We start from the raw sequence: 25786 nt of genomic DNA on the forward strand, positions 1-25786 counted from the left end.
GGGATGCCGGGGTTTCGACAGGCTCAACCACCGGCATTGTCAGGCGGCGGGAGCCGCCTGGAAGTGTTTTTCGATGAGCCCCTTGATGTCTTCGTGGCAGCCGCCGCAGCCTGTGCCGGCGCGGGTTGCCTTGGACACCTCGGCCACCGTGGAGCAGCCTTCGGCCACGGCACCCTGGATCTTGGTGCCGCTGACTCCGGCGCAGCGGCACACAGTGCCAGCCGGATCGGCGGGACCGGACGCGGCCAGCTGGTCCGGGCCATCGAGCCGCAGCAGCAGGGACCTGTCGGCCGGCAGTTCCGCGCCGCGTTCGAACAGTCCCACGAGCTCCGCGGCGGTCCGCGGCATGCCCACGGCCACAAGACCTTCCAGCACTCCGCCGCGGGTGGTCATCTTCACGTAGCGGCCGTGCTCAGGGTCTGCCCACTGGGCGATCTGCAGGCGCGGACGGCCGTCCACGGCGCCCGCGGTGAGCACGTCTTCGTCCCACGGTTCGGCACCGTTGTCGCCGGCCACAGCCATGTTCATGCCACGGGCCTTCAGTACAACCACGCCGGCCTGTTCCTGGGGCAGCTCCTGCAGCGCGTCGGCCTCTTCCTGCGTGCCGGTGGCCAGCAGCGTCAGGTATTCGGCCAGCCATTCGGCCTGCCGCCACCCGGGACCCACCAGGCCGGACGGGCCCTTCGCCGTGCGGCACTCGTTGCAGGCAGGATCCGGGCAGCGGACCTCGGCGCAGTCGCCGATCGCGAAGATGTGCGGCTCGTGGTGGGCCCGCAGCCGGTGGTCCACCAGGATGCCGGTGCCGGTGGACAGGCCGCAGCCTTCGGCCAGCTCGGTCCGGGGACGGACCCCGCAGGAGATGACCAGGAGGTCGCCGTCGATCGCAGAACCGTCGTTGAGCAGCAGTGCCGAGAAACCGCCGTCGGGCGCGTTGTGCTCCACCCCGGTGGACCGGGCGTTGCCGGCCATCCGGACGCCGCACCGGCGCAGGCTGGCCGCGAGGACCGCCCCGCCGCCACGATCGATGTTGCGTCCCAGCGGGTGCGGGCCGTTGTGCACCACGGTGACGGTGGCGCCTTCCTCGGCCGCCGCCAGGGCTGTCTCGAGGCCCAGGACACCGCCGCCCAGCACCACAACGCGTTTGCCGCCGTCGACCGCCTGTTTGAGTACGGCAGCGTCGCGGAGGTCCCGGAGCGCCGTGACGCCCGCCGGGAGGACGGGGGAGGCAGGGTCCGGGTTGATGCCGGTCAGGTTGGGGATGACGGGCCGGGAACCGGTGGCGAAGACCAGCCGCTCGTAGCGGGCCGAGGTGCCGTCGGTGAGGAGTACCTGCTGGCGGGCGCGGTCCACGCGGCGGACCCGCACGCCGAGCCGGACATCCACGCCGTCGGCGGCCAGGGCTGCGACATCGGAAAGTGCCAAGGCATCGGCAGTGGTGCGGCCGACGCCCAGATCGGCCACCAGCACACGGTTGTACGCGGCCTCGGCCTCCTCGCCCACCACTGTCAGGCTGACGTGCCCGTCGCGGACCGCGGGCAGCAGTTCATCGATAAGGCGGGCGGCCACCGGGCCGAACCCAACAATGACAATCTGCTCACTCATGAGGCCTCCGATGTCTGAAGAACGCTGTTCTGAAGTCCGTTGGCCGCAGCCCGGACCCACACCTTGTTGAACTTGAACTCGGGCATCCCGGAGATGGGATCCGTTGCCGCCTCGGTGAGGCGGTTGGCGCTTTCGAGTTCGGGGAAATGGAACGGCAGGAAGACCGTCTCGGGGCGGATCGCGGTGCTGAGCTCTGCCCGGCAGACCACCTCGCCGCGTTCGTTGGCCACCGAGACAAATGCACCTTCGGTGATGCCCATTGCGGCCGCGGCGGCGGGGTGGATCTGCATTTTCGCCTCGGGCTGGGTGGCCAGCAGCTCGGACACCCGCCGGGTCTGGGCCCCGGACTGGTAGTGCTCCAGGAGGCGGCCGGTGATCAGGGTCATGGTTTTCGCGGCCGGGTCCGGGTTGGCGGCCGGCGTACGACGGCGGCGGGGCGTCACCGGGGTCATGACCGCTTTGCCGCCGGCGTGGGCAAACGCGTCCAGGAAGAGCCGGGGAGTGCCGGTGCTGCCCGCGGGGTACGGCCAGTAGGCAGCTTCGCCGCGGTCCAGCATGGCGTAATCAATGCCGGAGTAGTCGGCATGCCCGCCGGCCGAGGCCAGGCGCAGTTCCTCAAAAACCGTTTCCGGATCCTCGCTGTACGTGGACGGGGCCTCAAGCGCTTCGGCGAGCCGGGCCATGATCCACAGCTCGCTGCGTGCGCCCGCGGGCGGCTGCAGGGCGCGGCGGCGGCGCAGGACGCGTCCTTCCAGGTTGGTGAGGGTGCCTTCCTCCTCGGCCCACTGCAGGACCGGGAGGATGAGGTCGGCTTCGGCTGCGGTCTCGGACATAAAGAAGTCGCAGACCACCAGGAAATCCAGGCTGCGGAGCCCGGCGATGACGGCGTTCGCGTCGGGGGAGGCCACAGCGATGTTGGAGGCGTGCACAAAAAGGCACCGGACGCCGTCGGGCTGTCCCAGCGACTTCAGCAGCTGGACGGCGGGCAGTCCCGGACCGGGGATGCTTTCCTCCGGGACGCCCCAGACGCCGGCCATGTGGGCGCGGGCGGCGGGGTCGGTGATCTTCCGGTAGCCGGGCAGCTGGTCGGCCTTCTGGCCGTGCTCGCGGCCGCCCTGGCCGTTGCCCTGGCCGGTGAGGGTGCCGTAGCCGCTGCGGCGTGAGCCTGGCAGGCCCAGGAGGAGGCTGAGGTTGATCGCGGCGGTGGCGGTGTCCGTGCCGTCCACGTGCTGTTCCACGCCGCGGCCGGTGAGGATGTAGCTGCCGCCCTTGCCCGCGCCGTCGGCGAGCCTGCGGGCAGTTTCGCGGATGAGTTCCGCCGGGACGCCGGTGAGGGACTGGACGCGTTCGGGCCAGAACGAGTTGACGCTGCGGACCACGGCCTCGTAGCCGGTGGTGCGTGCCGCGATGAAGTCTTCGTCTGCCAGGCCCTCGTGGATGATCACGTGCGAGAGGCCCAGCAGAAGGGTGAGGTCGGTGCCCGGCAGGGGCTGGAGATGAAGTCCGCCGCCGTCGGCCGTGAACTTTGCCGTGGCTGAACGGCGGGGATCAACCACGATCAGCCCGCCGGCATCGCGGGCGCCCTGGAGGTGTTGCACAAACGGCGGCATGGTTTCGGCGACGTTGGAGCCGAGCATCAGGATGGTGCTGGCGGAGTCCAGGTCTGCCAGCGGGAACGGGAGGCCACGGTCCAGGCCGAAGGCGCGCATCCCGGCGGCCGCGGCGGAGGACATGCAGAACCGGCCGTTGTAGTCGATGCGTGAGGTGCCGAGGGCCAGGCGGGCGAACTTGCCCAGCATGTAGGCCTTTTCGTTGGTGAGGCCACCGCCGCCGAAAACCCCGACGGCGTCCTTACCGTAACGTGCCTGCGTGTCCTTCACGGCGGTGGTGACCAGCGCCAGGGCCTGGTCCCAGCCGATGGGGCGGTGGACGCCGTCGGCTCCCTTGAGCAGGGGTTCGGTGACCCTTCCGGGGTGGTTGAGGAGCGTGGCTGAGGTCCAGCCCTTGCGGCAGAGGCCGCCGCGGTTGGTGGGGAAGTCCCGGCCGCTCACTTCGAGGAGGGGGGCTTTCAGGGGGGCGTCCGCGGCGGCCGGCGGTGCGGCTTCAGCCGGCACGGGGACTGACCCCGGCTCGGAAGCCGGGGTCAGTCCCGCAGGGGATGTGAGCGTCATGGCGCACTGCAGGGCGCAGTAAGGGCAGTGCGTGTCGGCGCTTTTGGTCATGTTAGACGTGTCCCATCGCATTTCGGTTGGCGTTGCGGATGTAGAAGAACCAGCAGACCGCCAGCATCACCGCGTAGGCTCCGACGAATCCGTAGAAAGCCGGGGTATAGGAGCCGCTGGCCGTGTTGGAAGCGTTCAGCACCTGCGGGATAACGAAGCCGCCGTAGGCGCCGATGGCCGAGATCAGGCCGAGGGCCGAGGACGCGAGCCGCTGCGTGGCCACGGTGCCGGCACCCGATTTCGCTGCCCGGCTGGACGTGGCGAAGATGATGGGGATCATCCGGTAGGTTGCGCCGTTGCCGAAGCCGCTGGCGGTGAAGAGCATCAGGAACAGTACCAGGAAGAGCCAGAAGTTCTTCAGCGGCAGGGTCCAGATCATGGTCAGGGTGATGACGGCCATGGAGGCGAAGGCCGCCACGGTCATGCGGGCGCCGCCCATGCGGTCAGCCATGCGTCCGCCGTAGGGGCGGGCGAGTGAACCGACCAGCGGGCCGAGGAAGGCCAGCGAGAGTGCCACGGTGCCGACTCCGATGGAGGAGAAGGCCGGGAAGTAGTCCTTGATGAGCTTGGGGAACACACCGGCGAAGCCGATGAACGAACCGAAGGTGCCGATGTACAGCAGTGCCATGATCCACAGGTGCGGTTCCTTCAGTGCCGCGACCGAGCCGGCCACGTCACCCTTGGCGCTGGTGAGGTTGTCCATGTACTTCCAGGCGCCGAAGGCGGCGATCAGGATGAACGGGATCCACATCCAGCCGGCCATCGGCAGGTTGACGCTGCCGACCGCGAGCAGGGTGATCACAATCGGGACGGCGAGCTGTGCGACGGCGGCACCCATGTTGCCGCCGGCGGCGTTCAGGCCAAGTGCCCAGCCCTTCTCACGTGCCGGGTAGAAGAACGTGATGTTGGCCATGGAGCTGGCGAAGTTGCCGCCGCCGAAGCCTGCAAGTGCTGCCACCAGCAGCATCACACCGAACGGGGTTTCGGGATTGGAGACGCAGAGTCCCATGCCGACGGCGGGAATGAGGAGGAGGAGCGCGGACACGATGGTCCAGTTCCGGCCGCCGAAGCGGGGAACCATAAAGGTGTAGGGGATGCGGAGGGTGGCGCCTACCAGGCTGGGCATCGAGATCAGCCAGAAGATTTCGGAGGTGGTGAACGTGAAGCCGGCTGCCGGGAGCTGGACCACCACGATGGACCAGAGCTGCCAGACCACAAAGCCGAGGAACTCCGCGAAGATGGACCAGTTCAGGTTGCGGCGGGCGATCGTTCGGCCGGCGGACTCCCACTGCTCTTTGTTCTCGGCGTTCCAGTTGGCGATCCAGCGGCCAGGGCGGAATTCAAGGGCGGGGGCGTCGGTTGTACGTGTGGAGCCGGGCTGTGCGCTGGCGGATGTGGACACGCCTTCGTGCAGCGGGTCGGTGTCTATGTCTACGGAATTGCCGGTGCCGGCATTTGCGCTGCGGTCAACAGTCACGGTGTACCTCCTCTTGGGGGATGTTGTTCTTCCAAGGTAGAGAAGGTGCGTTTCACGGACAGTCGCCGTTTGTTAACGCGCTGTGACATTTGCCTATCGGCAGCCGGCCGGCGGCGTGAGGAGAGTTAACGGACCGAAGGATGAGACGCGGGCCACAGGTCCAGATGATGGACCTTTTGTCCATTGACTGGACGGCCGGAACTAATATTGAACTCTAACTACTGCATGCCGGACCCTACCGGGCCCGGCCGGTTCTCAGGAAAGTGTTCATATGTCATCTATGCAAACCACCGCGGAGCAAGGATCCCCCAAGGCGGTGAACTCACGCGGCCGCGTGATTGTGGCCAGCCTGATCGGCACCACCGTTGAGTTCTACGATTTCTACGTCTACGCGACCGCCGCCGTACTGGTCTTCCCGGCGCTGTTCTTCCCCAACCAGAACGAGACCACCCAGCTGCTCAGCTCCTTCGCTGTCTTCGGCGTGGCCTTCGTTGCCCGCCCGCTGGGATCCATCGTCTTTGGCCACTTCGGCGACAAGTTCGGCCGCAAGGGCACCCTCGTGGCCTCGCTGCTGACCATGGGCATTGCCACGTTCCTGATCGGCTGCCTGCCCACAGCGCTCGTCCCGGGCTGGGAATTCTGGGCTCCGGCACTGCTCGTTGTGATGCGCTTCGCCCAGGGCCTCGCCCTCGGCGGCGAATGGAGCGGTGCTGCCCTGCTGGCCACCGAAAACGCCCCGGCCAACAAGCGCGCCATCTACGGCACGTTCCCGCAGCTCGGCGCGCCCATCGGCTTCATCATCGCCAACGTGATCTTCCTGGTGGCCAGCTACGCGCTGACCCCGGCCGACTTCCTGGCCTGGGGCTGGCGCGTGCCGTTCCTGCTCAGCGCCGTCATGGTGATCATCGGCCTGTACGTCCGTCTCAAGCTGATCGAAACGCCTGCCTTCACCAAGGTGCTCGAATCCAAAGAGGTGGCCAAGCTGCCCCTGGCCCGGGTCTTCAAGACCAGCTGGCGTCCGCTCATCCTGGGCACGTTCATCATGCTCGCCACGTACGTGCTCTTCTACCTGATGACCACGTTCACGCTGACCTACGGCACCCGCGCCTCGAGCCTGGATGCCGCCCGGGCCGCCGCCGAGAAGGCCGGCAAACCGATGTCCGAGTCCGCCGCGGCATTGTTTGTTCCCGGTTTGGGCTTCACCCGCAATGACTTCCTCTGGATGCTGATTGCCGGCGTCGTCTTCTTCGGCATCTTCACCCTGGTCTCCGGACCGCTGGCGGAGAAATACGGCCGCCGCAAGATGCTGCTGGCCGTCACCGGTGGCATCTTCGTCTTCGGCCTCCTGTTCGTCCCGCTGTTCAGCGGCGGCTTCGTGGGCACCATGGCCCTGCTGGTCATCGGCTTCTCGCTGATGGGCCTCACGTTCGGTCCCATGGGTGCGCTGCTGCCGGAACTGTTCCCCACCAACGTGCGCTACACGGGCTCCGCCGTCAGCTACAACGTGTCCAGCATCCTGGGTGCTGCGGTGGCTCCGTTCATCGCCGTCGCGCTCTGGGAGCTGGCTGACGGCAGCCCGGTCCTGGTGGGTGTCTACCTGACCGCGATGTCGGTGCTGACGCTGATCGCGCTGTTCGTAAGCAAGGAAACCCGCGACCTGGACTACGAGAACAACGTAGCCTGACGCTCCGCCGTCGGGCGTTCCAGCCCGGTTGCTGACAGAACTGTCCGGCGTGTTCCCCGTTATTCCGGGGAGCGCGCCGGGCATTGCTGCGTCCGGGATGGAGCAACTGGGCAGGAACGGACGACGGCGGGGCTCCAGTTGTCGCTGTCAGTTGGCGTAGCGGGCCGCGAAGTTCTTCAGGATCTTCATGGGCTCCGTGGCGGTGAACCGCCGTGCGTCGGCCATGAGTTCCTCGGCGGACTCCGGCGGGAAGTATCCGGCATGCCGGTAGATGTCGATCCTCGTGACCAGCCCCTCCGCGTCCAGTTCGGGGTGGAACTGTGTGGCGTACATGTTCTGCTTGATGCGGAACATGTGGACGGGGCAGGCCTTGGAGGATGCCAGCAACACTGCGTGGGAAGGCAATCTACTGCAAGCCTCCTTGTGCCCCGTGAAGGCGGTGAAGCGCCGTGGCATCCCGTGCAGGAGCGGATCCGAGAGCCCGGCCTCCGTCAGCTCGATTTCCACGCCGCCCAGCTGTTCGCCAAAGGTCCTGTCGATCACGGCGCCCTGGTGCCTGCCGAGCGTCCCCACGCCGTAGCAGGCGCCAAGAAACGGAAAGTCCTGGGCCACGATCCGGTCCAGGAGCCCGGCCAGTTCCCGCTCCACCCGGTGCTGGGTTTCGCTCTTGTGGTCTGCCGGGTCGCTGGACGTGAAGGGACTCCCGCCCACAATCACACCTGAGAATTCGGCCAGGTCCAGTTGCGGCAGGGGAGCGGCCTCAAGCCGGACACGCCTCAGCTGCGAAGGGGCCAGCCCGCCATACGTCAGGTACGCCTCATACTCTTCCTCTGCGGCGGCGTCTTCAGCCCGGGAGGCAAGGAGGAGGAAAGGCTTCACACGCTAAGTGTGCCTTTCGCCCCAGCTCAACGCCAGAGAGACGTCAGTGGCTGGCAGGCTGCGCCAGAGACCGACGGGACTGCGGCTGTGCGGCCGGGTCTGCGTGGCGGTGGACCAGCTTCCAGTAGCCTTCTTCGCGCCGGAAGATGCTGGTCACGCGGAGCGCGAATTCCTCCGGCGCTGCGGCGCTCTCCAGGCGGGCCCGGAAGTGCTCCGTTTCCACCAGGTACGCCGTGTCGCGTGCCGTGTAGGACGTGATGGTGTCGAACCCGAGCATCTCGCCGTCCTGGAACTGCCGGGACGCCTGGTCCAGCCTGGCCTCCACCTGGGCCCAGCCACGTGCGATGCCGCCGAACGGGTTGGCCAGCGTGACGTCGTCGAGCCTGGAATACAGGTCCTTGACGGCACCGGGATTCCCGCGGGTGATCTCGGGAACCGCCAGGTGGTAGCGGTCTACTTCTTCTTCAAAACTGGGTGCGAGCATGGGGGTGCCTCCGGCAGTGTCTAGTCTTCGATCGTGGCGATGACGGCGCCGGCCGAAACCGTCTCACCGGCCGCTGCGCTGAGTCCGGTGATGATTCCGGAACGGTGCGCGGTCAGGGGCTGTTCCATCTTCATTGCTTCGAGAACCACCACCAGGTCACCCTCGGACACAACGTCGCCGTTGGCCACGGCAACCTTGACGATGGTGCCCTGCATCGGGGACGTCAGCGCGTCGCCGGCGGCGGCCGCAGCCGTGCCGCTCGAACGGAGGCGCTTCTTGGACTTGCCGGCCTTGGTTCCGGAGCCGGAGGCGGAACCCGCCCCGATCGAACCCAGGGAGGCCGGCAGGACAACCTCGAGGCGCTTGCCCCCTACCTCAACCACCACACGCTGGCGCTCACCGGCGTCGCTACCGGCTTCAGCGGTTCCGTCCGGCGTCCAGGCGGGAATGTTGTTGACGAATTCGGTTTCAATCCAGCGCGTGTGGATGCTGAAGGGCCCTTCCGCGGGCGCAAAGGCGGGGTCCGAAACGACGGCGAGGTCGAAGGGGATAACGGTGGGGATGCCTCCCACCACCATTTCCTCCAAGGCGCGCCGCGAACGCTGCAGGGCCTGGGCGCGGGTGGCGCCGGTGACGATCAGCTTGGACAGCATCGAGTCGAAGTTGCCGCTGATGACATCGCCCTGCTCCACACCGGAATCGATCCGGATGCCGGGGCCCGTCGGGTTCTTCAGGGTGGTGATGGTGCCGGGGGCGGGCATGAAGTTCCGGCCCGGATCCTCACCGGTGATGCGGAATTCGAACGAGTGGCCGCGGACCTCGGGGTCGCCGTACCCAAGCTTCTCGCCGCGCGCCAGCCGGAACTGTTCGCGGACCAGGTCGATGCCCGTGACTTCCTCGGAGACGCAGTGCTCCACCTGCAGGCGGGTGTTGACCTCGAGGAAGGAGATGGTGCCGTCCTGGCCCACCAGGAACTCGCAGGTTCCGGCGCCGAGGTAGCCGGCTTCCTTCAGGATCGCCTTGGAGGATTCGTACAGGCGGCGGTTCTGCTCTTCGGTGAGGAACGGTGCCGGGGCCTCTTCAACCAGTTTCTGGTTGCGGCGCTGCAGGGAGCAGTCGCGGGTGGAGACCACCACAACGTTGCCGTGGGCGTCCGCGAGGCACTGCGTCTCGACGTGGCGCGGGGCGTCCAGGAAGCGTTCGATGAAGCACTCGCCGCGGCCGAAGGCTGCTGTGGCCTCACGGACGGCAGAGTCAAAAAGCTCAGGGATTTCCTCGCGGGTGCGGGCAACCTTGATGCCGCGGCCGCCGCCGCCGAAGGCAGCCTTGATGGCCACAGGCAGGCCGAACTTGTCCACGAACTCGAGGATTTCCTCGGCCGACTGCACGGGATCGGCGGTGCCGGGAACCTGGGGGGCGCCCACTTTCTCGGCGATGTGGCGGGCCTGGACCTTGTCGCCGAGGGCGGAGATGGCTTCGGGGGAGGGGCCGATCCAGGTGATGCCGGCCGCGATGACCTTGGCGGCAAACTCGGCGTTTTCGGCGAGGAAGCCGTAACCGGGGTGGATGCCGTCGGCACCGGACTGGCGGGCAACATCAATGATCTTGTCCATCACCAGGTAGGACTCCGCAGCGGTGTTGCCACCCAGGGAGTAGGCCTCGTCGGCAAGCCTGACATGGAGCGCGTCGCGGTCTGGATCGGCGTAGACAGCCACGGAGGCAATGCCCTCGTCGCGTGCCGCGCGGATGATGCGCACTGCGATTTCGCCTCGGTTTGCGATCAGCACCTTGGTGAGGTTCGACTGCACGGGACTAGTGGACTGCTCCAAATTTGCTGACAAGGCGTCTCCTTCTTTCCTTCAGGGAGCCTAGCGCGATTTTGTGGGTTCCGCCGATGTTACTTGCGGTTTCCGCGGGTAAACGGGCGCGGCTTTGTAGGGAACCTACAATTGGCCGGGAAATCGCCGCAATTATTCGGCGGACCACAGGTCCGTGATGCGTACGTTTGCATGCCCGAGGAGACTCCGCAGTGTGGAGACTGACAGCCCGACGACGGCGTGCGGGTCCCCGTCGACCTTGCGGATGAACGCCCCGCCCAGGCCGTCGATGGTGAAGGACCCGGCGCAGTGCAGCGGTTCGCCCGTGGCGATGTACGCGTCGATCTCTTCCGGGTCCATGTCCGTGAAGTGGACCTCGGCGGAGGCGACCGCCCCGAGCGTGGCGCCGGACCCCGGTGCCGTGATGCCGTCGTCGGACGCCCCATCCCCGAACCCGGCATCGGCTGCCGTCGCGCGGCAGTCCACCAGCCAGTGCCCGGTGTGCAGGACCCCGCTGTTGCCGCTCATCCGCAGCATGCGTTCGCGGGCGACGGCGGCCGTGTACGGTTTGCCGTGCGCCTCGCCGTCGAACTCGAAGACGGAGTCGCAGCCGATGACCAGCGAGCCCTCCGCTTCCGGCAGCGCCGCCACCGCTTCAGCCTTGGCGCGCGCCAGCAGCAGCGCGGTATCGTGCGGATCCGTGACGCCGTAGCGGGCCTGGACCGCGTCCTCGTCCACGTCGGAGACCAGCACGGAGTGCCGGATGCCGGCGTCGGCCAGGAGCTTGGTGCGGGCGGGGGACTGGGAGGCGAGGATGAGGCGGGTCACCGCTCCAGCGTAGCTTCATCACCACCCCACCCGACGCTCTCTCACTTTTGGAGCGTTTTTCCCCAACGCTCTCTCACGTTCGGGCCTATAAACCGGAACCCTCCTGCACATCATGTGCAGGAGGGTTCCGCCATTTGGCTTCAAAGGTGAGAGAGCCGAAAGTTGTCAAGCTGTGTGGAGTCACTGGGCTAGTTTTTGGGGTTTTTTGGTCTCGGGCAGGTTGATCCCGACGTATTTGGCGGGGGCCGGTGTGGTGGGTCGTTGGCGGAACCTTCCTGGGTGTCGTTCGTAGTAGTCCTGGTGGACTCTGTCTCGCTTGTCCCAGAGCTCTTTCCAAGAGCCGTCGTGGACTTGTGATGGTGAAAACAGTGCGATACCGGAGTGTTTGTGATCGGTGCTGTACCAGTGCACATAGCCGGTGAGGTACTCCCTGGCGGCCTCGAGATCGTCAAAGATCCGGGGGTAGCCGGGCCGGTATTTCATAGTGCGAAAGCCTGACTCCGAGAAGGGATTGTCGTTGGAGACGTACGGGCGGTTATGGCTGAGTTCCACGCTGTGGGCGGTGAGGGTGTCACGGAGCAGGTTTGATTTCATGGCCGGGCCTGAATCGGCATGCACCATGCGCGGGGCACCGTGCCGGGCGATGGCTGTCTCGAACATCTCCGCGGCGAGGTGGTCGGACTCGCGTTCCTCCACCCGCCAACCGACGATCTCCCGGGAGAAGATGTCCATGATGGAGTACACCTTGAAAACCTTCCCCTGCCACTTGGAATAGACGTCGGTGATGTCCCAAGACCAGACCTGGCAGGGTCCGGTGGCCTTGACCACCGGCTTCTCAACCGAACCACGCTTGCCCCCACGCTTGCGCGGGAAGGTTGGGCGGGCCTGCTGATCCTCGTACCCTGCCGCGATCCGCCACCAAGTGCGGTTGGAGGCGAGCAGCACCCCGTTGTCCCAGGCTGTGGCGAAGGCATGGTCAACGGAGTTGCCCTTCTCCCAACCGGCCAGGATGAGCCCCAGGATCCGGTCGTGATGCGCGGTGCTGATCCGGCATTCGTAGGCCCGGTCGGCCTGGTGGATCGGGTCCTGCACCGCAGGACGGGGATTGAACCGGTAATGCCAGGTCCCGCGCGACACGCCCGCCAGCTCGAGCGCTGTCCGCTGGGAGCCGGTGATCACATGCAGCGCCAGGACAAGACTGTTCTCGGCCGCTATGAATCGTTCTGAGCGCTCGTCGGGGTTGTATCGGGCTCTGGCGCGCTCAACTCGTGCAAGAGCCCTATAGCTTTTCCCAGCGCGGAATTCGTATCCTCCAGCTCCTGGACCCGCTTCCGGAGTTTTTCGACTTCGGCACGGTGGCCAGCCATTTCCTTCGCGCGTGCCTTTTCAAACGCGGAGAGCTCACGATTTGTAGGGACCATGCCTCCATGCTCTCGCGGAATCAGGCCACGGTCGATATCGCCCTGGACCATCATCGTGCGCCACCTGCGGAACGTCCAGTCGGAAATGGACTTCGAGGCAAGCCACTGCTTCCTCGTCCCGTGCGGCTGCAAATAGTACTCATGCATGAACTCACGGATCTCTTCACGCGTAAAACCCTTGTTATCAACGGCCATCGCCGGCTCCTTCAATCAACGGTTAATGAATGACTCACAACCAGCTTGACGGAGAGGGAGCGTCGCCCAAAAATGGCCTAAAGGTGAGAGAGCGTTGCCTAGTGGACGGGCTCGGTCAGCTTCTGCGGCTCGATCTCCAGGCGTTCCAGCCGGGCGCCCTCCACGTCCACATCCGGGAGGATCCTGTCCAGCCACTTCGGCAGCCACCAGGTCTTTTCGCCCAGCAGGTACATCACGGCCGGCACAATGGTCATGCGGACCACAAAGGCATCCAGCAGCACACCGAACGCCATGGCAAAGCCCAGCGGCCGGACCATGGTCAGGTGGCTGAAGATGAAGCCGGCGAACACGCTGACCATGATGATCGCGGCGGCGGTCACCACGGCACCGGCATGGCTGAAGCCGATGCGTACGGCATTCTTGGCCGGGGCGCCGTGCATGTAGGACTCCCTCATGCCGGAGGCGATGAACACCTGGTAGTCCATCGCCAGGCCGAACAGCACACCGATCAGGATGATCGGCAGGAAGCTCAGGACCGCGCCGGGATTGGCGACGTCGAACACACCCCCCAGCCAGCCCCACTGGTAGACGGCCACCACCAGGCCGAACGCGGCGGCCAGGGACAGCAGGAAACCGCCGGTTGCCAGCAGCGGAACCACAATGGAGCGGAACACCAGCAGCAGCAGGATGAGGGAAAGCCCGACGACGATCGCCAGGTACAGGGGCAGGGCGTCACCGAGTTTTGTGGAGACATCGATGTTGCCGGCGGTCTGCCCGGTCAGCCCGATGGTGACCCCCGTTTCGGCGTGGATCTGCGTGCCCCGTTCGCGGAGTTCGCTCACCACCTGCACGGTGCCGGCCTTGGCCGGCCCCTCTTCCGGGATGACCTGGAATACGGCGGTGCGGCGGTCTTCGCTGAGCGCCACCGGAACCGTTGCCACCACGTTGTCCACGCCCCGGATCAGGTCCGCGACGTCATGCTGCAGTTCCTGGGCCTGGGTTTCGTCCAGGCCGGCCGGGAATTCGCCCACCACCACAATGGGCCCGGTGACGCCTTGGCCGAAGCTCCGGGCGGTGACGTCATAGGCCTGGTAGGCCTCGGAGTCCACGGGTTCTGAGCCGCCGTCGGGCAGTGCGAGCCGGAGCTGCGCGGCAGGCAGGGCCAGCGTCCCAAGCAGGAGAACGCCGGCCACGAGCGCCACGACGGGGTGCCTGGTGACCAGGCCGCCCCAGCCCCGGGTGCTCTTTTCCTCATCCTTGGCCTGGTCGGCAACCTCGTGGCCGGCCTCGGCGTTGTGGGCATCGGCCTTGGCCCAGGCCCGCCGGGAAACGATGCGCCGGCCGATCAGGGACAGCAGGGCCGGGGTCAGGGTGAGCGCCACCAGGACGGCCACCGCGACGGTCCCTGCTGCTGCCAGGCCCATCACGCTCAGGAACGGCAGCCCGGGCACCACGAGGGCGGCCAGGGCAATGATGACGGTCAGGCCGGCAAAAAGCACGGCGTTGCCCGACGTTCCGGTGGCGCGTGCCACGGATTCCTCGGGGTCCATGCCGGCCAGCAGCTGGGTCCGGTGCCGGTTGACGATGAACAGGGAGTAGTCGATGCCAACCGCCAGGCCCAGCATCAGGGCGAGCATGGGGGAGATGGAGCTCATCTCGAAGGCGCCGGACAGGGCAAACGTAATACCCACCCCGACACCCACGCCAATGACGGCCATCAGCAGCGGCAGGCCCGCGGCGATGAGCGTGCCGAGCATCAGGATCAGCACCAGGGCCGCCACCCCGACGCCGATGATTTCGGCGGTCCCGAACAGTTCTGAGATGTCTTCGGTGATTTCCTTGCTGGCCAGTGCCGTTACGCCCACCAACGAGGTCTCATGCGCGATGTCCTGCACCTGCTGGCGCACCGCGGGGGTGAGGGCATTGATGGACGTGTTGAACTGCACCTGGGCCACGGCTGCCTGTCCGTCCGCCGAGACGAAGCGGATCCCGCCGGAGGCTTCGGCCTGCCGCTTACCCAGGTCCAGCTTGGCCTTGGCGGTGTCCAATTCCTGCGTGCCGGCGTCGAGCTGTGCCTGGCCCTGTGCCAGGGCAGTCTTTTGTGCTCCGAGCTGGGCTTCGATCATGGCTGCGGTGGCGCCGCCGGCGGCCATCTGCTGCTCCGCGGCACCCAGCTGCGCTGCACCGGCGTCGAGCTCTGCCTTAGAGGCGTCGAGGCGCGCCTGGCCCGCGGTGAGCTGCTGCTCGCCGTCGGCGATGGCCTTGCCTGCCTGGTCCAGCTGGGCCTGTGTGGCGAACGGATCCACCGTGGCCTTGACGTCCGGCAGGTCACCCAGCTCGGTGAGGGCGGCGGTGACGGCGGCGCGGCTCCCGTCGGTAAAGCCGCCTTCCGGGGCCTCAAAGACGATCGTGGCGGAGCCGCCCGACGCTGCCGGCAGTTCCTGCTTCAGCTTGTCCGCGATCCGCTGGGTCTCAGTGCCCGGAATCTGGAAGTTGTTGGACAGCGTGCCATGGAAGGCGGCTGCGGAGCCACCGACGGCCACCAGTGCCGCGAGCCAGAGCGAAATGACCAGCCAGCGGTGGCGGTAGGAGAACTTGCCGAGGCGGTAGAGCAGCAGGGCCATGTCAGAGCCGTTCTTTGAGGTGTGTGGTGGTGGGGGTCGCGGAAGTCTTGGCTGCCGGAACAGGGCTCCCGAAGCCGGAGCCGAGGTGGCCCATGGCGTCGATGAGCAGTTGCCGCAGGACAGCGAGCGATGCGGGGGAGAGGTCGGCGCCGCATTGGGCGAACCACACGTCCATGGCCGCCTTCCCGCAGGAGATGACGGAGCCTGCGAGGGCACGCAGGTACAGTTCGTCGACGACGGCGCCCGTGGTGCCGGCGAAACGTTCCCGCGCCGCGCGGATGATCTCTTCGGTGCAGTGGTCCCACGCCTCAAGTTCGGACCGGGACAGGACCGCGTTGTCCTGGGTAAGGGTGAAGAGTTCAGCCAGGGGCGCCACCGTCATGGGATCGGCAAGCTGCATCAGGGCCGCACGCGCGGATTCGAGGATGGGCTCGTCGGCGGGCCGCTGCCGGAACTGCTGGAGGGCGTTGTCCAGAAAGCCGTGCGTCATGGAGGCCAGCGCGGCCTCGGTGCTGCTGAAGTAGTTGAAGAAGGTGCGGCGCGAGATCCCGGCTGAATCGGCGATGTCTTCCACCGTGAAGTTCCCGGGTCCCTGGGCGCGCAGCAGGGTCAGTGCGGCATCGGTGATGGCTTGGCGGGTGGCGGCTTTGTTCAGCTCACGGCGCGAGAGGAGTTCGGGCATGAAATTACACTACGTGCAAGTTTGCACACTGCGCAAGTTGATTCACAGGAAGATGAAAGGTTCCCGACAGCTGAGCCTGATGCTGCCGCCGGACACTGAAATTGTCCCGCCTGGGACATCATGACCAGCCGTCACCTGACGGCAGATCCAGGAGACAAAGAATGGTACACACAAAGAGAATTGCCCTTGGCCTCACGGCCACCGCGCTGGCCCTTGGCGCCGGGATCGGCGTCGCCGGCATCGCGTCCGCAACCACGACGCCGACGCCCACACCCAGCGCCAGCTCAAGCGCCTCCGCCGACGGGAGCACCGGCACTGCCCCCGCTGAAGGGAAGGGCATGCGCGGTGGCCATGGCCACGGCGGCTTCCGCGGCGTGGACGCAGCGGAACTGGCCACCAAGCTGGGCGTGGACGAGGCCAAGGTGACGGAGGCCCTGAAGGCCTATCGCGAGGCCAACAGGCCCGCCACCAAGCCAACTGAAGGAACCCGGCCGGACCCGGCGGCGAAGCAGGCTGAACTCGCGAAGTCCCTCGCGTCGACGCTCGGCATCGACGAGGCCAAGGTCACCGCGGCGCTGGAAGAGCTGCGCACCGCCGAACAGGCAGATCGCGCCGCGGCTCTGAAGACCCGACTGGACCAGGCCGTCGCCGACGGCAAACTGACCCAGGCCGAGGCTGACGCCGTGACCAAGGCTGTCCAGAACGGAGTCATCGGAGGTGGCGGCCGCTAACAAAAAACACCCCACCCCCTGGACAAGCTCAGGGGGGTGGGGTGTTTCTTTGGCGGGACTGGAGCGTCAGGCCTTCGCGTCGGCCAGTTCGCGTCCGGCCTCCGGCGCTTCAGTACCTCCGGCGATGGCGGAGGGGTCCGCGGCTGAGGAGTCGGCGTCGTCGTCCACAAACGGCGTGCCGTTGCGGGGTGCGTTGTAGAGCGTCTCGTCGAGCATGCCCTGGCGTTTGGCCACGATGGTGGGGACCAGGGCCTGGCCCGCGACGTTGACCGCGGTGCGGCCCATGTCCAGGATGGGGTCCACAGCGAGCAGGAGTCCGACGCCGGCCAGGGGCAGTCCCAGCGTGGAGAGCGTCAGGGTGAGCATCACCACGGCGCCGGTAGTGCCGGCCGTTGCGGCGGAACCGAGGACCGAGACGAGCGCAATGAGCAGGTAGTGGCTGACCTCAAGCTGGACGCCGAAGAACTGGGCCACAAAGATGGCGGAGATCGCCGGGTAGATCGCGGCGCAGCCGTCCATCTTGGTGGTGGCGCCCAGGGGCACGGCGAAGGAAGCGTAGGCGCGGGGAACACCCAGGCTGCGCTCCGTGACGCGCTGGGTCAGCGGCAGGGTCCCGATCGAGGAGCGGGACACAAACGCCAGCTGCACGGCAGGCCAGACCCCGGAGAAGTACTGCTTGACGGACAGACCGTGTGTGCGGACCAGTGCAGGGTAAACCGCAAACAGCACCAGGGCCAGGCCCACGTAGATGGCGAAGGTGAACTTGCCGAGCGCGCCGATGGTGTCCCAGCCGTAGACGGCCGCGGCGTTGCCGATCAGGCCCACCGTGCCGAGCGGGGCGATGCGGATGATCCACCAGAGCACCTTCTGAATGACGGCCAGCGCCGAAGCGTTGAGGTTCAGGAACGGCTCGGCAGCCTTGCCCACCTTGAGGGCGGCGACGCCGATGGCGATGGCGATCACCAGGATCTGGAGCACGTTGAAGCTGATGGACGTGCTGACCGTGGTGGCCGCGGTGGCGCTTTCGGTCACGGTGGAGCTGGCACCCAGGCCAAGGAAGTTCTTGGGGAACAGCCCGATCAGGAAGGACCACCAGTCACCGGACTTGCCGGCGTACTTGGCCTCCTGGGTGATCCCGGTGTTGGCGCCGGGCTGCAGGAGCACGCCGAGGCCGATGCCGATCACCACGGCGATCAGGGAGGTGATGGCGAACCAGAGCAGGGTGTTCCAGGCCAGCTTGGCGGCGTTGGAGACCTGGCGCAGGTTCGAGATCGAGCTCACCACGGCGGTGAAGATCAGCGGAACCACGGCCGTCTGCAGCAGCGAAACGTAGCTGGAGCCGATGGTCTGCAGCGTGGCGCCGAGGCCGTTGGGGGCCTCCTTGGTGCTTCCCGTGTACTTGGCCAGGAGGCCGAGGCCCAGGCCCACAATGAGGGCGGCGATGATCTGGAAGCCGAACGAGCCAGCCCACTTGGGCAGCTGGAAGCCGGTCTTTCCTGCGGATTCGGGGGTGCGGGTTTGAGTGCTCACCAGAACACGCTAGGCCCGGGCTTCTTATCACGGCGAACAGATGTTGAGAAATGTTACGAGGACCAGTCGCCATAACAAGCCGGGAATCCCCGCAGATCCAGCGTCATACAAGGCAATTGTGAAGTTATTCCCGCCCTGGATGTGGCAAGAATCTCACGCGGAGCCGTTACCCGAGCAGCGCTCGCCTGAGGGTGTCGAGGCCGACGGAGCCAACATTCAGTGCCTTCGTGTGGAAGGCCTTGAGGTCGAAGCCGGGCCGGGTTTCGAGGTCGGCGCGGATCTGTTCCCAGAGGCGCTGTCCAACTTTATAGGACGGGGCCTGGCCGGGCCAGCCGAGGTAGCGGGTGAATTCGAATTTGAGCTGGCCTTCACTGATGGGCAGATTCTCTTTGAGGAAGTCGTAGCCCGCGTCCGGGTTCCAGGTTCCGGTGCCCCAGCGTTCGGGGATCTCAAGTTCCAGGTGGACACCGATGTCGAACACCACACGGGCCGCCCGCATCCGCTGCATGTCCAGCATGCCCATGTGGTCGCCGGGATCGTCCAGGTAGCCGAGTTCCTGCATGAGCTTTTCCGCGTACAGTGCCCAGCCCTCGCCGTGGCCGGACGTCCAGCAGATGTTGCGCCGCCACTTGTTCAGCAGTTCCCGTCGGTAGGTGGCGGTGGCCACCTGCAGGTGGTGGCCGGGAACGCCTTCATGGAAGACCGTGGTGGTTTCGGCCCAGGTGGTGAAGGTGTCCTCGCCGGCGGGAACTGACCACCACATCCTCCCGGGTCGGCTGAAGTCATCGGAGGGGCCCGTGTAATAGATGCCACCCTCGTCGGTCGGGGCGATAAGGCATTCAAGCTTCTTCATCACGTCCGGGATCTCGAAGTGCACTCCGGCAAGCTCGGCAACGGCCTTGTCCGACAGTTCCTGCATCCACGCCTTGAGGGCTTCCGTGCCCTTGAGCTGGCGGGCCGGGTCGTTGTTGAGGACGTCCTTGGCCTCCTCGATGCTGGCCCCTGGCTTGATGATGGACGCGACTTTTTCCTGCTCGGCGATGAGCCTGTCGAGTTCCCGGACTCCCCACGCGTAGGTCTCTTCGAGGTCGACGGCGGCGCCCAGGAAGGAGCGCGAGGCCAGTGCGTAGCGTTCGCGGCCGACGGCGTCCTGCTCCGGGGCGGCGGGCAGCAGTTCGGTGCGGAGGAACTCCGCGAGCTCCCGGTAGGCACCGCGCGCAGCGGCAGCACCGGCGTCGAGCCTTTCCTGCGTTTCGCCCGGCAGGGGACCGTCGGCAGTCCGGGCCCCGGCGGCGAGCTTGGCGAAGAAGCCGTCGTCGGCGGCGTATTTGGCGGTCTGCTCAATGACGATGGAGACCTGGCGTTCGGCCGCGACCTTGCCCGCGTCCCGGGCCTGGCGCAGGGATTCGATGTAGCCGCGGAGGGCGCCGGGGACGTTCAGGGCGCGGCCGGCGATGTGCTCCCAGTGCTCAGCGGTTTCGGTGGGCATCAGGTCGAAAATGGCCCGGATGTCCTGAGCGGGGGAGGCGATGTTGTTCAATTCCGCCACATCCCAGCCCGACTCGTGGATTTCCAGCTTGAGGCCCAGCCGTTCCCGCATGGCGTCCAGGGTGACGGCGTCAACGTCGTCCTGGGGCGCCAGGCCCTCCAGGGCAGCAAGGGCCTTGCGGGCTTCCGCCGCGAAACCGGCGATGCCGGCGGGGGAGTAATCCGGGTACTCGGTCTCGTGCCCGGGCAGCCCCAACTCGGTGGCAAGCGACGGGTTCAGGCGGATGAGTGTGTCGGTGTAGTCATCCGCCACGGCATCGATGGCGGAGTGCGGACGGGAGGCAGGGGCGGCTTCGGTAGTCACCCCACGAGCCTAACCCCGGCTCCGCCTCCAGGCGCCGGGTCCCGGCGTCGGGGCGAGCCGCAGCTGCTGGCGGCGCACCCAGTCGCGGGCGGTGGGCTTCCCGGTGGCCACGGCGTCCGCGCTGCCCAGGGACAGCACGACGGCGGTCAGCGCCGCGAGCTCTTCGGCCGACGGTTGCCCTTTGACCACAGAAAGCACGGGGGCCTCGGCGGGGGCATTGGTTTCGCTCCCCAGCCGCTCCCTAACCTCGCGAGCTCGGTCAGGGAACCCGGCGGCCGTGGCCCCAGACTCAACCACCGGCTTTTCCCTGTTCACAGCGGGATGTTCCCGTGCTTCTTGGTGGGCAGGCTCGCCCGCTTGTCGCGGAGGGCGCGCAGGCCCTTGATGATCTGGCCCCGCGTGTCGGACGGTGCGATGACCGCGTCCACGTAGCCCAGCTCGGCGGCCTGGTAGGGGTTCAGCAGCTCTTCTTCGTACTGCCGGATGACCTCGGCGCGCCGGGCCTCAACGTCCCCGCCGGCCTCGGCAACTGCGGCCAGGTCGCGGCGGTACAGGATGTTAACGGCGCCCTGGGCGCCCATCACGCCGATCTGCGCCGTGGGCCACGCCAGGTTCAGGTCCGCGCCGAGCTTCTTCGAGCCCATCACGATGTACGCTCCGCCGTAGGCCTTGCGGGTGATGACCGTCAGCTTGGGGACGGTGGCTTCGGCGTAGGCGTACAGCAGCTTGGCGCCGCGGCGGATGATGCCCTGGAACTCCTGGTCCTTGCCGGGCAGGAAGCCGGGGACATCCACCAAGGTGATGATGGGGATGTTGAAGGCGTCGCAGTTCCGGACGAAGCGGGCCGCCTTCTCCGAGGCGGCAATGTCCAGCGTGCCGGCGAACTGCAGCGGCTGGTTGGCCACGATCCCGACGGTGTGTCCCTCAACCCGGCCGTAGCCGATGATGACGTTGGGCGCATAGAGGGACTGCATCTCCAGGAAATGTGCGTCGTCAACGATCTGCTCGATGACGGTGCGCATGTCGTACGGCTGGTTGGCTGAGTCCGGGACCAGCGCATCCAGGGCGAGGTCGTCGTCGTTGATCTCCAGCTCCTGCTGGTGCTCCAGTACCGGGGCCTCGGAGAGGTTGTTGGACGGCAGGAAGTCCAGCAGTTCGCGGACAAACTCGAGGGCATCGGCTTCGTCGGAGGCCAGGTACGCGGAGGTGCCCGTCGTCGCATTGTGCTGGCGGGCGCCGCCGAGGGTTTCCATGTCCACGTCTTCGCCCGTGACGGTCTTAATGACGTCCGGGCCCGTGATGAACATGTGCGAGGTCTTGTCCACCATCACCACGTAGTCCGTGAGGGCGGGGGAGTAGGCCGCGCCGCCGGCGGACGGTCCCATGATGAGGGAGATCTGCGGCACCACGCCGGATGCGTGGACGTTGTTGCGGAAGATGTCGGCAAACATGGCCAGTGAGGCCACGCCTTCCTGGATGCGCGCGCCGCCGCCGTCGAGGATGCCCACAACCGGGCAGCCGTTGCGCAGGGCGAATTCCTGCACTTTAACGATCTTCTCGCCGTTGACCTGGCTCAGCGATCCGCCGTAGACCGAGAAGTCCTGGCTGTAGACGGCAACGGGACGCCCGTCCACCGTGCCGTAGCCGGAGACCAGACCGTCGCCGAGCGGCTTCTTCTTTTCCATGCCGAATGCGGTGGAGCGGTGCACGGCCAGCGCGTCAAGCTCCACAAACGAGCCTTCGTCCAGCAGGAGGTCCACGCGCTCGCGGGCGGTGTTCTTGCCGCGGGCGTGCTGCTTCTCGATGGCTTCGGGGCCGGAGGGCTGTTCTGCACGGGCCTGGCGGTCGCGGAAATCGGCGATCTTTCCCGCTGTCGTTGTCAGATCGTGGCTCATCAAGTGTCTCCGGCTCTGTAGCAGATTGGTGCTGTAACAATGTGGTGCTGCGTGTGGTGGTAAATGGCAGGTCAGGCGCGGGATTTAAGTAGATTCCACACAAAAGACGAACCCTGCTGGCTAGTCTAATGACGCATCTGCGTGGGACGACTGTAGAAAACCTACAATTTTCCGCACTTTCCAGCGGCCAGCCCTATGTTACTCACCAGTAACATATCTCGGCTACAGTGGAGCCATGACTTCCAGCAACGATGCAAGGTCCACTGCCGCGGCGCCGTACCAGGCTTCCGGATCCCTCCGGGGCCGCACCATTCTGATGTCCGGCGGCAGCCGCGGCATCGGGCTGGCCATTGCCACCCGGGCAGCTCAGGACGGTGCCAATATTGTCCTTATGGCCAAGACCGGCCAGCCCCACGCCAAGCTTGCAGGCACCGTCTTCAGCGCCGCCGCGCAGGTAGAGGCCGCCGGGGGCCAGGCCCTGGCAATCGTTGGGGATGTGCGCCGTGACGAAGACGTGGCAGGAGCCGTGGCGGCCGCCGTCGAACGTTTCGGCGGGATCGACATCGTGGTCAACAACGCGTCCGCGATCGATCTCTCCACTACCGACGACGTGGACATGAAGCGCTACGACCTGATGCAGGACATCAACGTCCGCGGGACGTTCCTGCTGTCCAAACTGTCACTGCCTGCGCTGCGCAAATCGGCCCACGCGCACATCCTGACGCTCTCGCCGCCCCTGAACCTTGACCCCCACTGGGCAGGCAGGCACCTGGCGTACACCGTGGCCAAATACGGGATGAGCCTCACCACGCTGGGCCTCGCCGAGGAACTCAAAGCCGATGGCATCAACGTCAACTCCCTCTGGCCGTGCACCCTCATCGATACGGCGGCCATCCGGAATATGCCCGGCGGCCGGGAAATGGTCCAGGCCGCCCGCGGACCGCAGATCATGGCCGACGCAGCCCATGCCGTCCTGACCGGCGGCAACCTTGCCGGCGTGCACGGGACCGGCGCGAGTGCGCCCAGCGGCAACTTCTATACGGACGAACAGGTGCTCCGGGCGGCGGGTGTCACCGACTTCCGTGCGTACAGCCTCGGGGCAGCGGAAGATCAGCTGGTTCCGGACATATTCCTCTGAGCCGCGGGTTCCAGTCATGTGGCTGCGGGAACAGCCAGCGGCGGCGTCTGAGTCGATAGGATTCAACCATGGATGACTCACGCACCCCAGGAAATCCGTTGAATCGCGGCGCCTTGGCGGACCAGGATTTCCTGGCGGCCACGGGCGTCGCCAAGCTGGTGGTGGTGGACTCCACCGGTTCCACCAACGCGGACCTCCTGCGCTCGGTGACGGTTGAGCCCAAAGAGTGGCCGGACCTTTCAGTGCTGACGGCCGAGTACCAGACCGCTGCCCGGGGACGCCTGGACCGGCGGTGGGATGCGCCGCCGATGAGCTCGGTGTCTGTGTCGGTGGTTCTTCGGCCCGCCAACGCCGAGGGCAGGCCCCTGCCCACCCACACGTATTCGTGGCTGTCGCTGCTGGGAGCGCTGGCGTTGCGGGAGACGCTGCTTGAGACCGCGGGTATTCCGGCCGAGCTCAAGTGGCCCAATGACGTCCTGGTCCGTGGCCGCAAGGTCGCCGGGATCCTGGCCCAGCTGGGGCCCATGGGGGACGGTTCTGTTCCTCCGGTCATTCTGGGGACCGGCCTGAACGTGACTTTGACCGCGGCGGAACTCCCGGTGCCCACAGCGACGTCAGTTGCCCTGGAAGAACCGCTGACTGTTGATCGGACCGTGCTGCTCAAGAGCTACCTCGCCCATTTCGCAGTGCTCTACCGCAGCTTCTGCAATGCCGACGGCGACCCCACCGCCGGGATTGCCGGCGGCCCTTCGCTCCACAAGCGGGTGGAATCCGCGATGGTGACGCTGGGCAAGCAAGTGCGCGCGCAGCTGCCCGGTGACCACGAGATCATCGGGCACGCTTCGAGGCTGGACGAGTACGGCTCACTCCTGGTGGTAGACAAAGACCGCCGCGAGCATGTGGTCACCGCCGGCGATGTGGTCCACCTGCGCCCATGGACCCCGCCGGGGCAGGGCGCCGAAAGCGGCTATGCGTAAAGGCCTCGTGCCGGGCGAGCAGGTCATTACGATCACCCGCCCGCAGCCGAGGAAACTGGCCGGTCCGGCCGCAGCCTTCATTGCGGCGCCGGCCGCTGCAGCCTTTGCCAGTGCCTGGACCGTGCGGGGCGAGGCTACCCGGTTGGTGCCTGTGGTCTCCGCTGACTGGACACCGTGGATCGTCCTTGCATGCGTCGTGGCCGCTGCGTGGATATGGTTGGCATATTGCCTGCCTCGGCTGCTGCGGTGGCAGGCAACCCGGTACATCCTCACGAGCCGGCGGATTGTTGCCCGCTACGGCATGGTGCGGCGCCGGGACGAGCAGGTCAACCTCGCGTCGATCCGCAACGTCACGGTCCACCAGTCGGTGCTGCAGCGCATATTGCGCTCCGGGAATATATCCTTGGAAACCGGGTACCAAGGTGTGGTGAGCATCCAGGACGTCCCGGAAGCCGTACGGTTCCGGGGCTTTGTGCTGGATGCGATCGACGAACTGCCTGCGGGCGGGGACCCGGGGACTGATGAGATATCGGATTACACAGACGAAGCGTTGCCGTGGGAGTTGAGAGAAGGTGGAGACGATGAACGATGAGGACCACCGGGAAGAAGCGGACCTGCCGGCTCCCGCCGTGCCCGAAACCGCCCACCCGGCAACAGGCACACTGTCTCCCGAACGAGTGGCTGCCAAGGCTCTCGAGGCCCGGCTGTTGGGCGGCGAACGGAAACTGCGGCGCCGTGAGGTGGCCGCCGGGGCCGGGCTGTCCCTCCTTTCGGCCCGGAAGCTGTGGCGTGCCCTCGGCTTCCCGAACTTCGGCGATGAAGACGTCGCCTTCACCGAACGGGACCAGGCTGCGCTGTCCACCGTGGTTGACCTGGTCCGCACCGGGGTGCTGACCGAAGAAGCCGCCATCTCCGTGACCCGGTCCATCGGGCAGATGACAGACCGCATGGTGGTCTGGCAGATCGAGGCCCTGGTGGAGGACATGGTCCACGAGCAGGGCGTCACGGACGCAGTGGCCCGCAAGCGCCTGGTGAGGGAGCTGCCCTCCTTGCTGGACGCGCTGGAGGAGATGCTGGTCTATTCGTGGCGGCGGCAACTCAATGCCGGCGTTCAACGCCTCGCCGTGCGGGCCGAGGCCGGCCTGCGGGCCAGCGAAGAAGGCCGCGACGGCGATGAAGACGATGCCCCGCTGCCGCTGGCCCGTGCCGTCGGCTTTGCTGACCTGGTTTCCTACACCAGCCTCTCCCGCCGGATGAATGAAAAGACGCTCGCCCGGCTGGTCCAGCGCTTTGAGAACAAATGCGCCGAGATCATTTCCGTCGGCGGCGGGCGGCTGGTTAAGACAGTAGGCGACGAAGTCCTGTATATCGCCGAAACGCCGGCTGCCGGAGCCGAGATCTCGCTGGCCCTGGCACAGGCGTTCACCGAAGACGAGATCCTGCCGGAAGCGCGCGTGGCGATGGTCTGGGGCCGGATCCTGTCCCGGCTGGGGGACATCTACGGCCCCACAGTCAACCTCGCCGCCCGGCTCACCACGTTGGCGGATCCGGGAACGGTCCTGATCGACTCCATGACTGCTTCCGCGCTGGACCAGGACAAGCGCTTCATTCTCGTCCCGCAGCCCGCTGAAAATGTCCGTGGGTTCGGCGAAATCCATCCCGTGCTCCTGGCCCGCGGACAAGGAAAGGGCCTGGTCCTCGACTAGCGCCAACCGTCCGCACCTATATATCCATTTGATGGTGGATAC

The 25786-nt window shown here is 66.5% G+C and carries 21 protein-coding genes; 6 read left to right on the forward strand and 15 right to left on the reverse strand.

Annotation, left to right across the window (positions count from 1 at the left end; genetic code table 11):
- Positions 1 to 39: 39 nt before the first annotated feature.
- From AC3IT0_RS06745 to AC3IT0_RS06755, 3 genes are read right to left on the reverse strand one after another with little or no spacing between them, the layout of a single operon-like run.
- Positions 40 to 1602, reverse strand: coding sequence for an FAD-dependent oxidoreductase (locus tag AC3IT0_RS06745; protein ID WP_489322982.1), 1563 nt, complete (start codon positions 1600 to 1602; stop codon positions 40 to 42).
- A complete protein-coding gene (locus AC3IT0_RS06750) occupies positions 1599 to 3824 on the reverse strand; it encodes a molybdopterin oxidoreductase family protein (RefSeq protein ID WP_489322983.1) in 2226 nt (741 codons plus the stop codon). The genes AC3IT0_RS06745 and AC3IT0_RS06750 overlap by 4 nt, the downstream gene beginning before the upstream one ends.
- A 1-nt stretch (position 3825) precedes the next feature.
- Positions 3826 to 5301: an MFS transporter gene (locus tag AC3IT0_RS06755; protein WP_489322984.1), complete on the reverse strand. Its 1476-nt coding sequence runs from the start codon at positions 5299 to 5301 to the stop codon at positions 3826 to 3828.
- 271 nt (positions 5302 to 5572) lie between these two features.
- Between AC3IT0_RS06755 and AC3IT0_RS06760 the strand changes: the two genes are divergently transcribed.
- A complete protein-coding gene (locus AC3IT0_RS06760; RefSeq protein ID WP_489322985.1) occupies positions 5573 to 6985 on the forward strand; it encodes an MFS transporter in 1413 nt (470 codons plus the stop codon).
- A gap of 147 nt (positions 6986 to 7132) precedes the next feature.
- On the opposite strand, the gene AC3IT0_RS06765 is transcribed toward AC3IT0_RS06760, so the two are convergent.
- The 8 genes from AC3IT0_RS06765 to AC3IT0_RS06800 form a co-directional block, all read right to left on the reverse strand.
- The gene (locus AC3IT0_RS06765) at positions 7133 to 7864 is read right to left on the reverse strand and encodes a glutamine amidotransferase (RefSeq protein ID WP_489322986.1); all 732 of its coding nucleotides are present in this window, start codon (positions 7862 to 7864) and stop codon (positions 7133 to 7135) included.
- A 43-nt stretch (positions 7865 to 7907) separates the two neighbouring features.
- The gene (locus tag AC3IT0_RS06770; protein ID WP_489322987.1) at positions 7908 to 8348 is read right to left on the reverse strand and encodes a YybH family protein; all 441 of its coding nucleotides are present in this window, start codon (positions 8346 to 8348) and stop codon (positions 7908 to 7910) included.
- Positions 8349 to 8368: 20 nt separating this feature from the next.
- Positions 8369 to 10189 (reverse strand): acetyl/propionyl/methylcrotonyl-CoA carboxylase subunit alpha, encoded by a 1821-nt coding sequence (locus AC3IT0_RS06775; protein ID WP_489322988.1) that lies wholly within the window; start codon positions 10187 to 10189, stop codon positions 8369 to 8371.
- A gap of 129 nt (positions 10190 to 10318) precedes the next feature.
- Entirely contained in the window at positions 10319 to 10993 is a 675-nt protein-coding gene (locus AC3IT0_RS06780) for a Maf family protein (protein WP_489322989.1), read from the reverse strand.
- A gap of 180 nt (positions 10994 to 11173) precedes the next feature.
- Positions 11174 to 12172, reverse strand: a complete 999-nt coding sequence (locus AC3IT0_RS06785) for a transposase (RefSeq protein ID WP_489320393.1) — start codon at positions 12170 to 12172, stop codon at positions 11174 to 11176.
- 32 nt (positions 12173 to 12204) lie between these two features.
- A complete protein-coding gene (locus AC3IT0_RS06790) occupies positions 12205 to 12609 on the reverse strand; it encodes a hypothetical protein (protein WP_489320394.1) in 405 nt (134 codons plus the stop codon).
- Positions 12610 to 12707: 98 nt separating this feature from the next.
- Complete coding sequence (locus AC3IT0_RS06795; protein ID WP_489322990.1) at positions 12708 to 15233, reverse strand: MMPL family transporter; 2526 nt, start codon at positions 15231 to 15233, stop codon at positions 12708 to 12710.
- Position 15234: 1 nt separating this feature from the next.
- The gene (locus AC3IT0_RS06800) at positions 15235 to 15915 is read right to left on the reverse strand and encodes a TetR/AcrR family transcriptional regulator (RefSeq protein ID WP_489322991.1); all 681 of its coding nucleotides are present in this window, start codon (positions 15913 to 15915) and stop codon (positions 15235 to 15237) included.
- A 161-nt stretch (positions 15916 to 16076) separates the two neighbouring features.
- On the opposite strand from AC3IT0_RS06800, the gene AC3IT0_RS06805 reads away from it, so the two are divergent.
- Positions 16077 to 16646, forward strand: coding sequence for a hypothetical protein (locus AC3IT0_RS06805; protein ID WP_489322992.1), 570 nt, complete (start codon positions 16077 to 16079; stop codon positions 16644 to 16646).
- A gap of 66 nt (positions 16647 to 16712) precedes the next feature.
- On the opposite strand, the gene AC3IT0_RS06810 is transcribed toward AC3IT0_RS06805, so the two are convergent.
- The 4 genes from AC3IT0_RS06810 to AC3IT0_RS06825 all read right to left on the reverse strand — a co-directional run bounded on the left by AC3IT0_RS06810 (position 16713) and on the right by AC3IT0_RS06825 (position 21923).
- Positions 16713 to 18176, reverse strand: a complete 1464-nt coding sequence (locus AC3IT0_RS06810; RefSeq protein WP_489322993.1) for a dicarboxylate/amino acid:cation symporter — start codon at positions 18174 to 18176, stop codon at positions 16713 to 16715.
- Positions 18177 to 18342: 166 nt separating this feature from the next.
- Positions 18343 to 20028: a DUF885 domain-containing protein gene (locus tag AC3IT0_RS06815; protein ID WP_489322994.1), complete on the reverse strand. Its 1686-nt coding sequence runs from the start codon at positions 20026 to 20028 to the stop codon at positions 18343 to 18345.
- Positions 20029 to 20037: 9 nt separating this feature from the next.
- Positions 20038 to 20262 (reverse strand): acyl-CoA carboxylase subunit epsilon, encoded by a 225-nt coding sequence (locus tag AC3IT0_RS06820; protein ID WP_489323734.1) that lies wholly within the window; start codon positions 20260 to 20262, stop codon positions 20038 to 20040.
- A 77-nt stretch (positions 20263 to 20339) separates the two neighbouring features.
- On the reverse strand, positions 20340 to 21923 hold the full coding sequence (locus AC3IT0_RS06825; protein WP_489322995.1) for an acyl-CoA carboxylase subunit beta: 1584 nt from the start codon (positions 21921 to 21923) through the stop codon (positions 20340 to 20342).
- Positions 21924 to 22158: 235 nt separating this feature from the next.
- Between AC3IT0_RS06825 and AC3IT0_RS06830 the strand changes: the two genes are divergently transcribed.
- From AC3IT0_RS06830 to AC3IT0_RS06845, 4 genes are all read left to right on the forward strand, one after another.
- Entirely contained in the window at positions 22159 to 23061 is a 903-nt protein-coding gene (locus AC3IT0_RS06830; protein ID WP_489322996.1) for an SDR family oxidoreductase, read from the forward strand.
- A 68-nt stretch (positions 23062 to 23129) separates the two neighbouring features.
- Positions 23130 to 24038 carry a biotin--[acetyl-CoA-carboxylase] ligase gene (locus AC3IT0_RS06835; RefSeq protein WP_489322997.1) on the forward strand — a complete coding sequence of 303 codons (909 nt, stop codon included), beginning with the start codon at positions 23130 to 23132 and terminating at the stop codon, positions 24036 to 24038.
- Positions 24031 to 24630, forward strand: a complete 600-nt coding sequence (locus AC3IT0_RS06840) for a PH domain-containing protein (RefSeq protein WP_489322998.1) — start codon at positions 24031 to 24033, stop codon at positions 24628 to 24630. The genes AC3IT0_RS06835 and AC3IT0_RS06840 overlap by 8 nt, the downstream gene beginning before the upstream one ends.
- On the forward strand, positions 24620 to 25744 hold the full coding sequence (locus AC3IT0_RS06845) for an adenylate/guanylate cyclase domain-containing protein (protein ID WP_489322999.1): 1125 nt from the start codon (positions 24620 to 24622) through the stop codon (positions 25742 to 25744). Before AC3IT0_RS06840 ends, AC3IT0_RS06845 begins: the two co-directional genes overlap by 11 nt.
- The last annotated feature ends 42 nt before the right edge of the window (positions 25745 to 25786 follow it).

The organism is Pseudarthrobacter sp. KH_020_B, assembly GCF_057840185.1.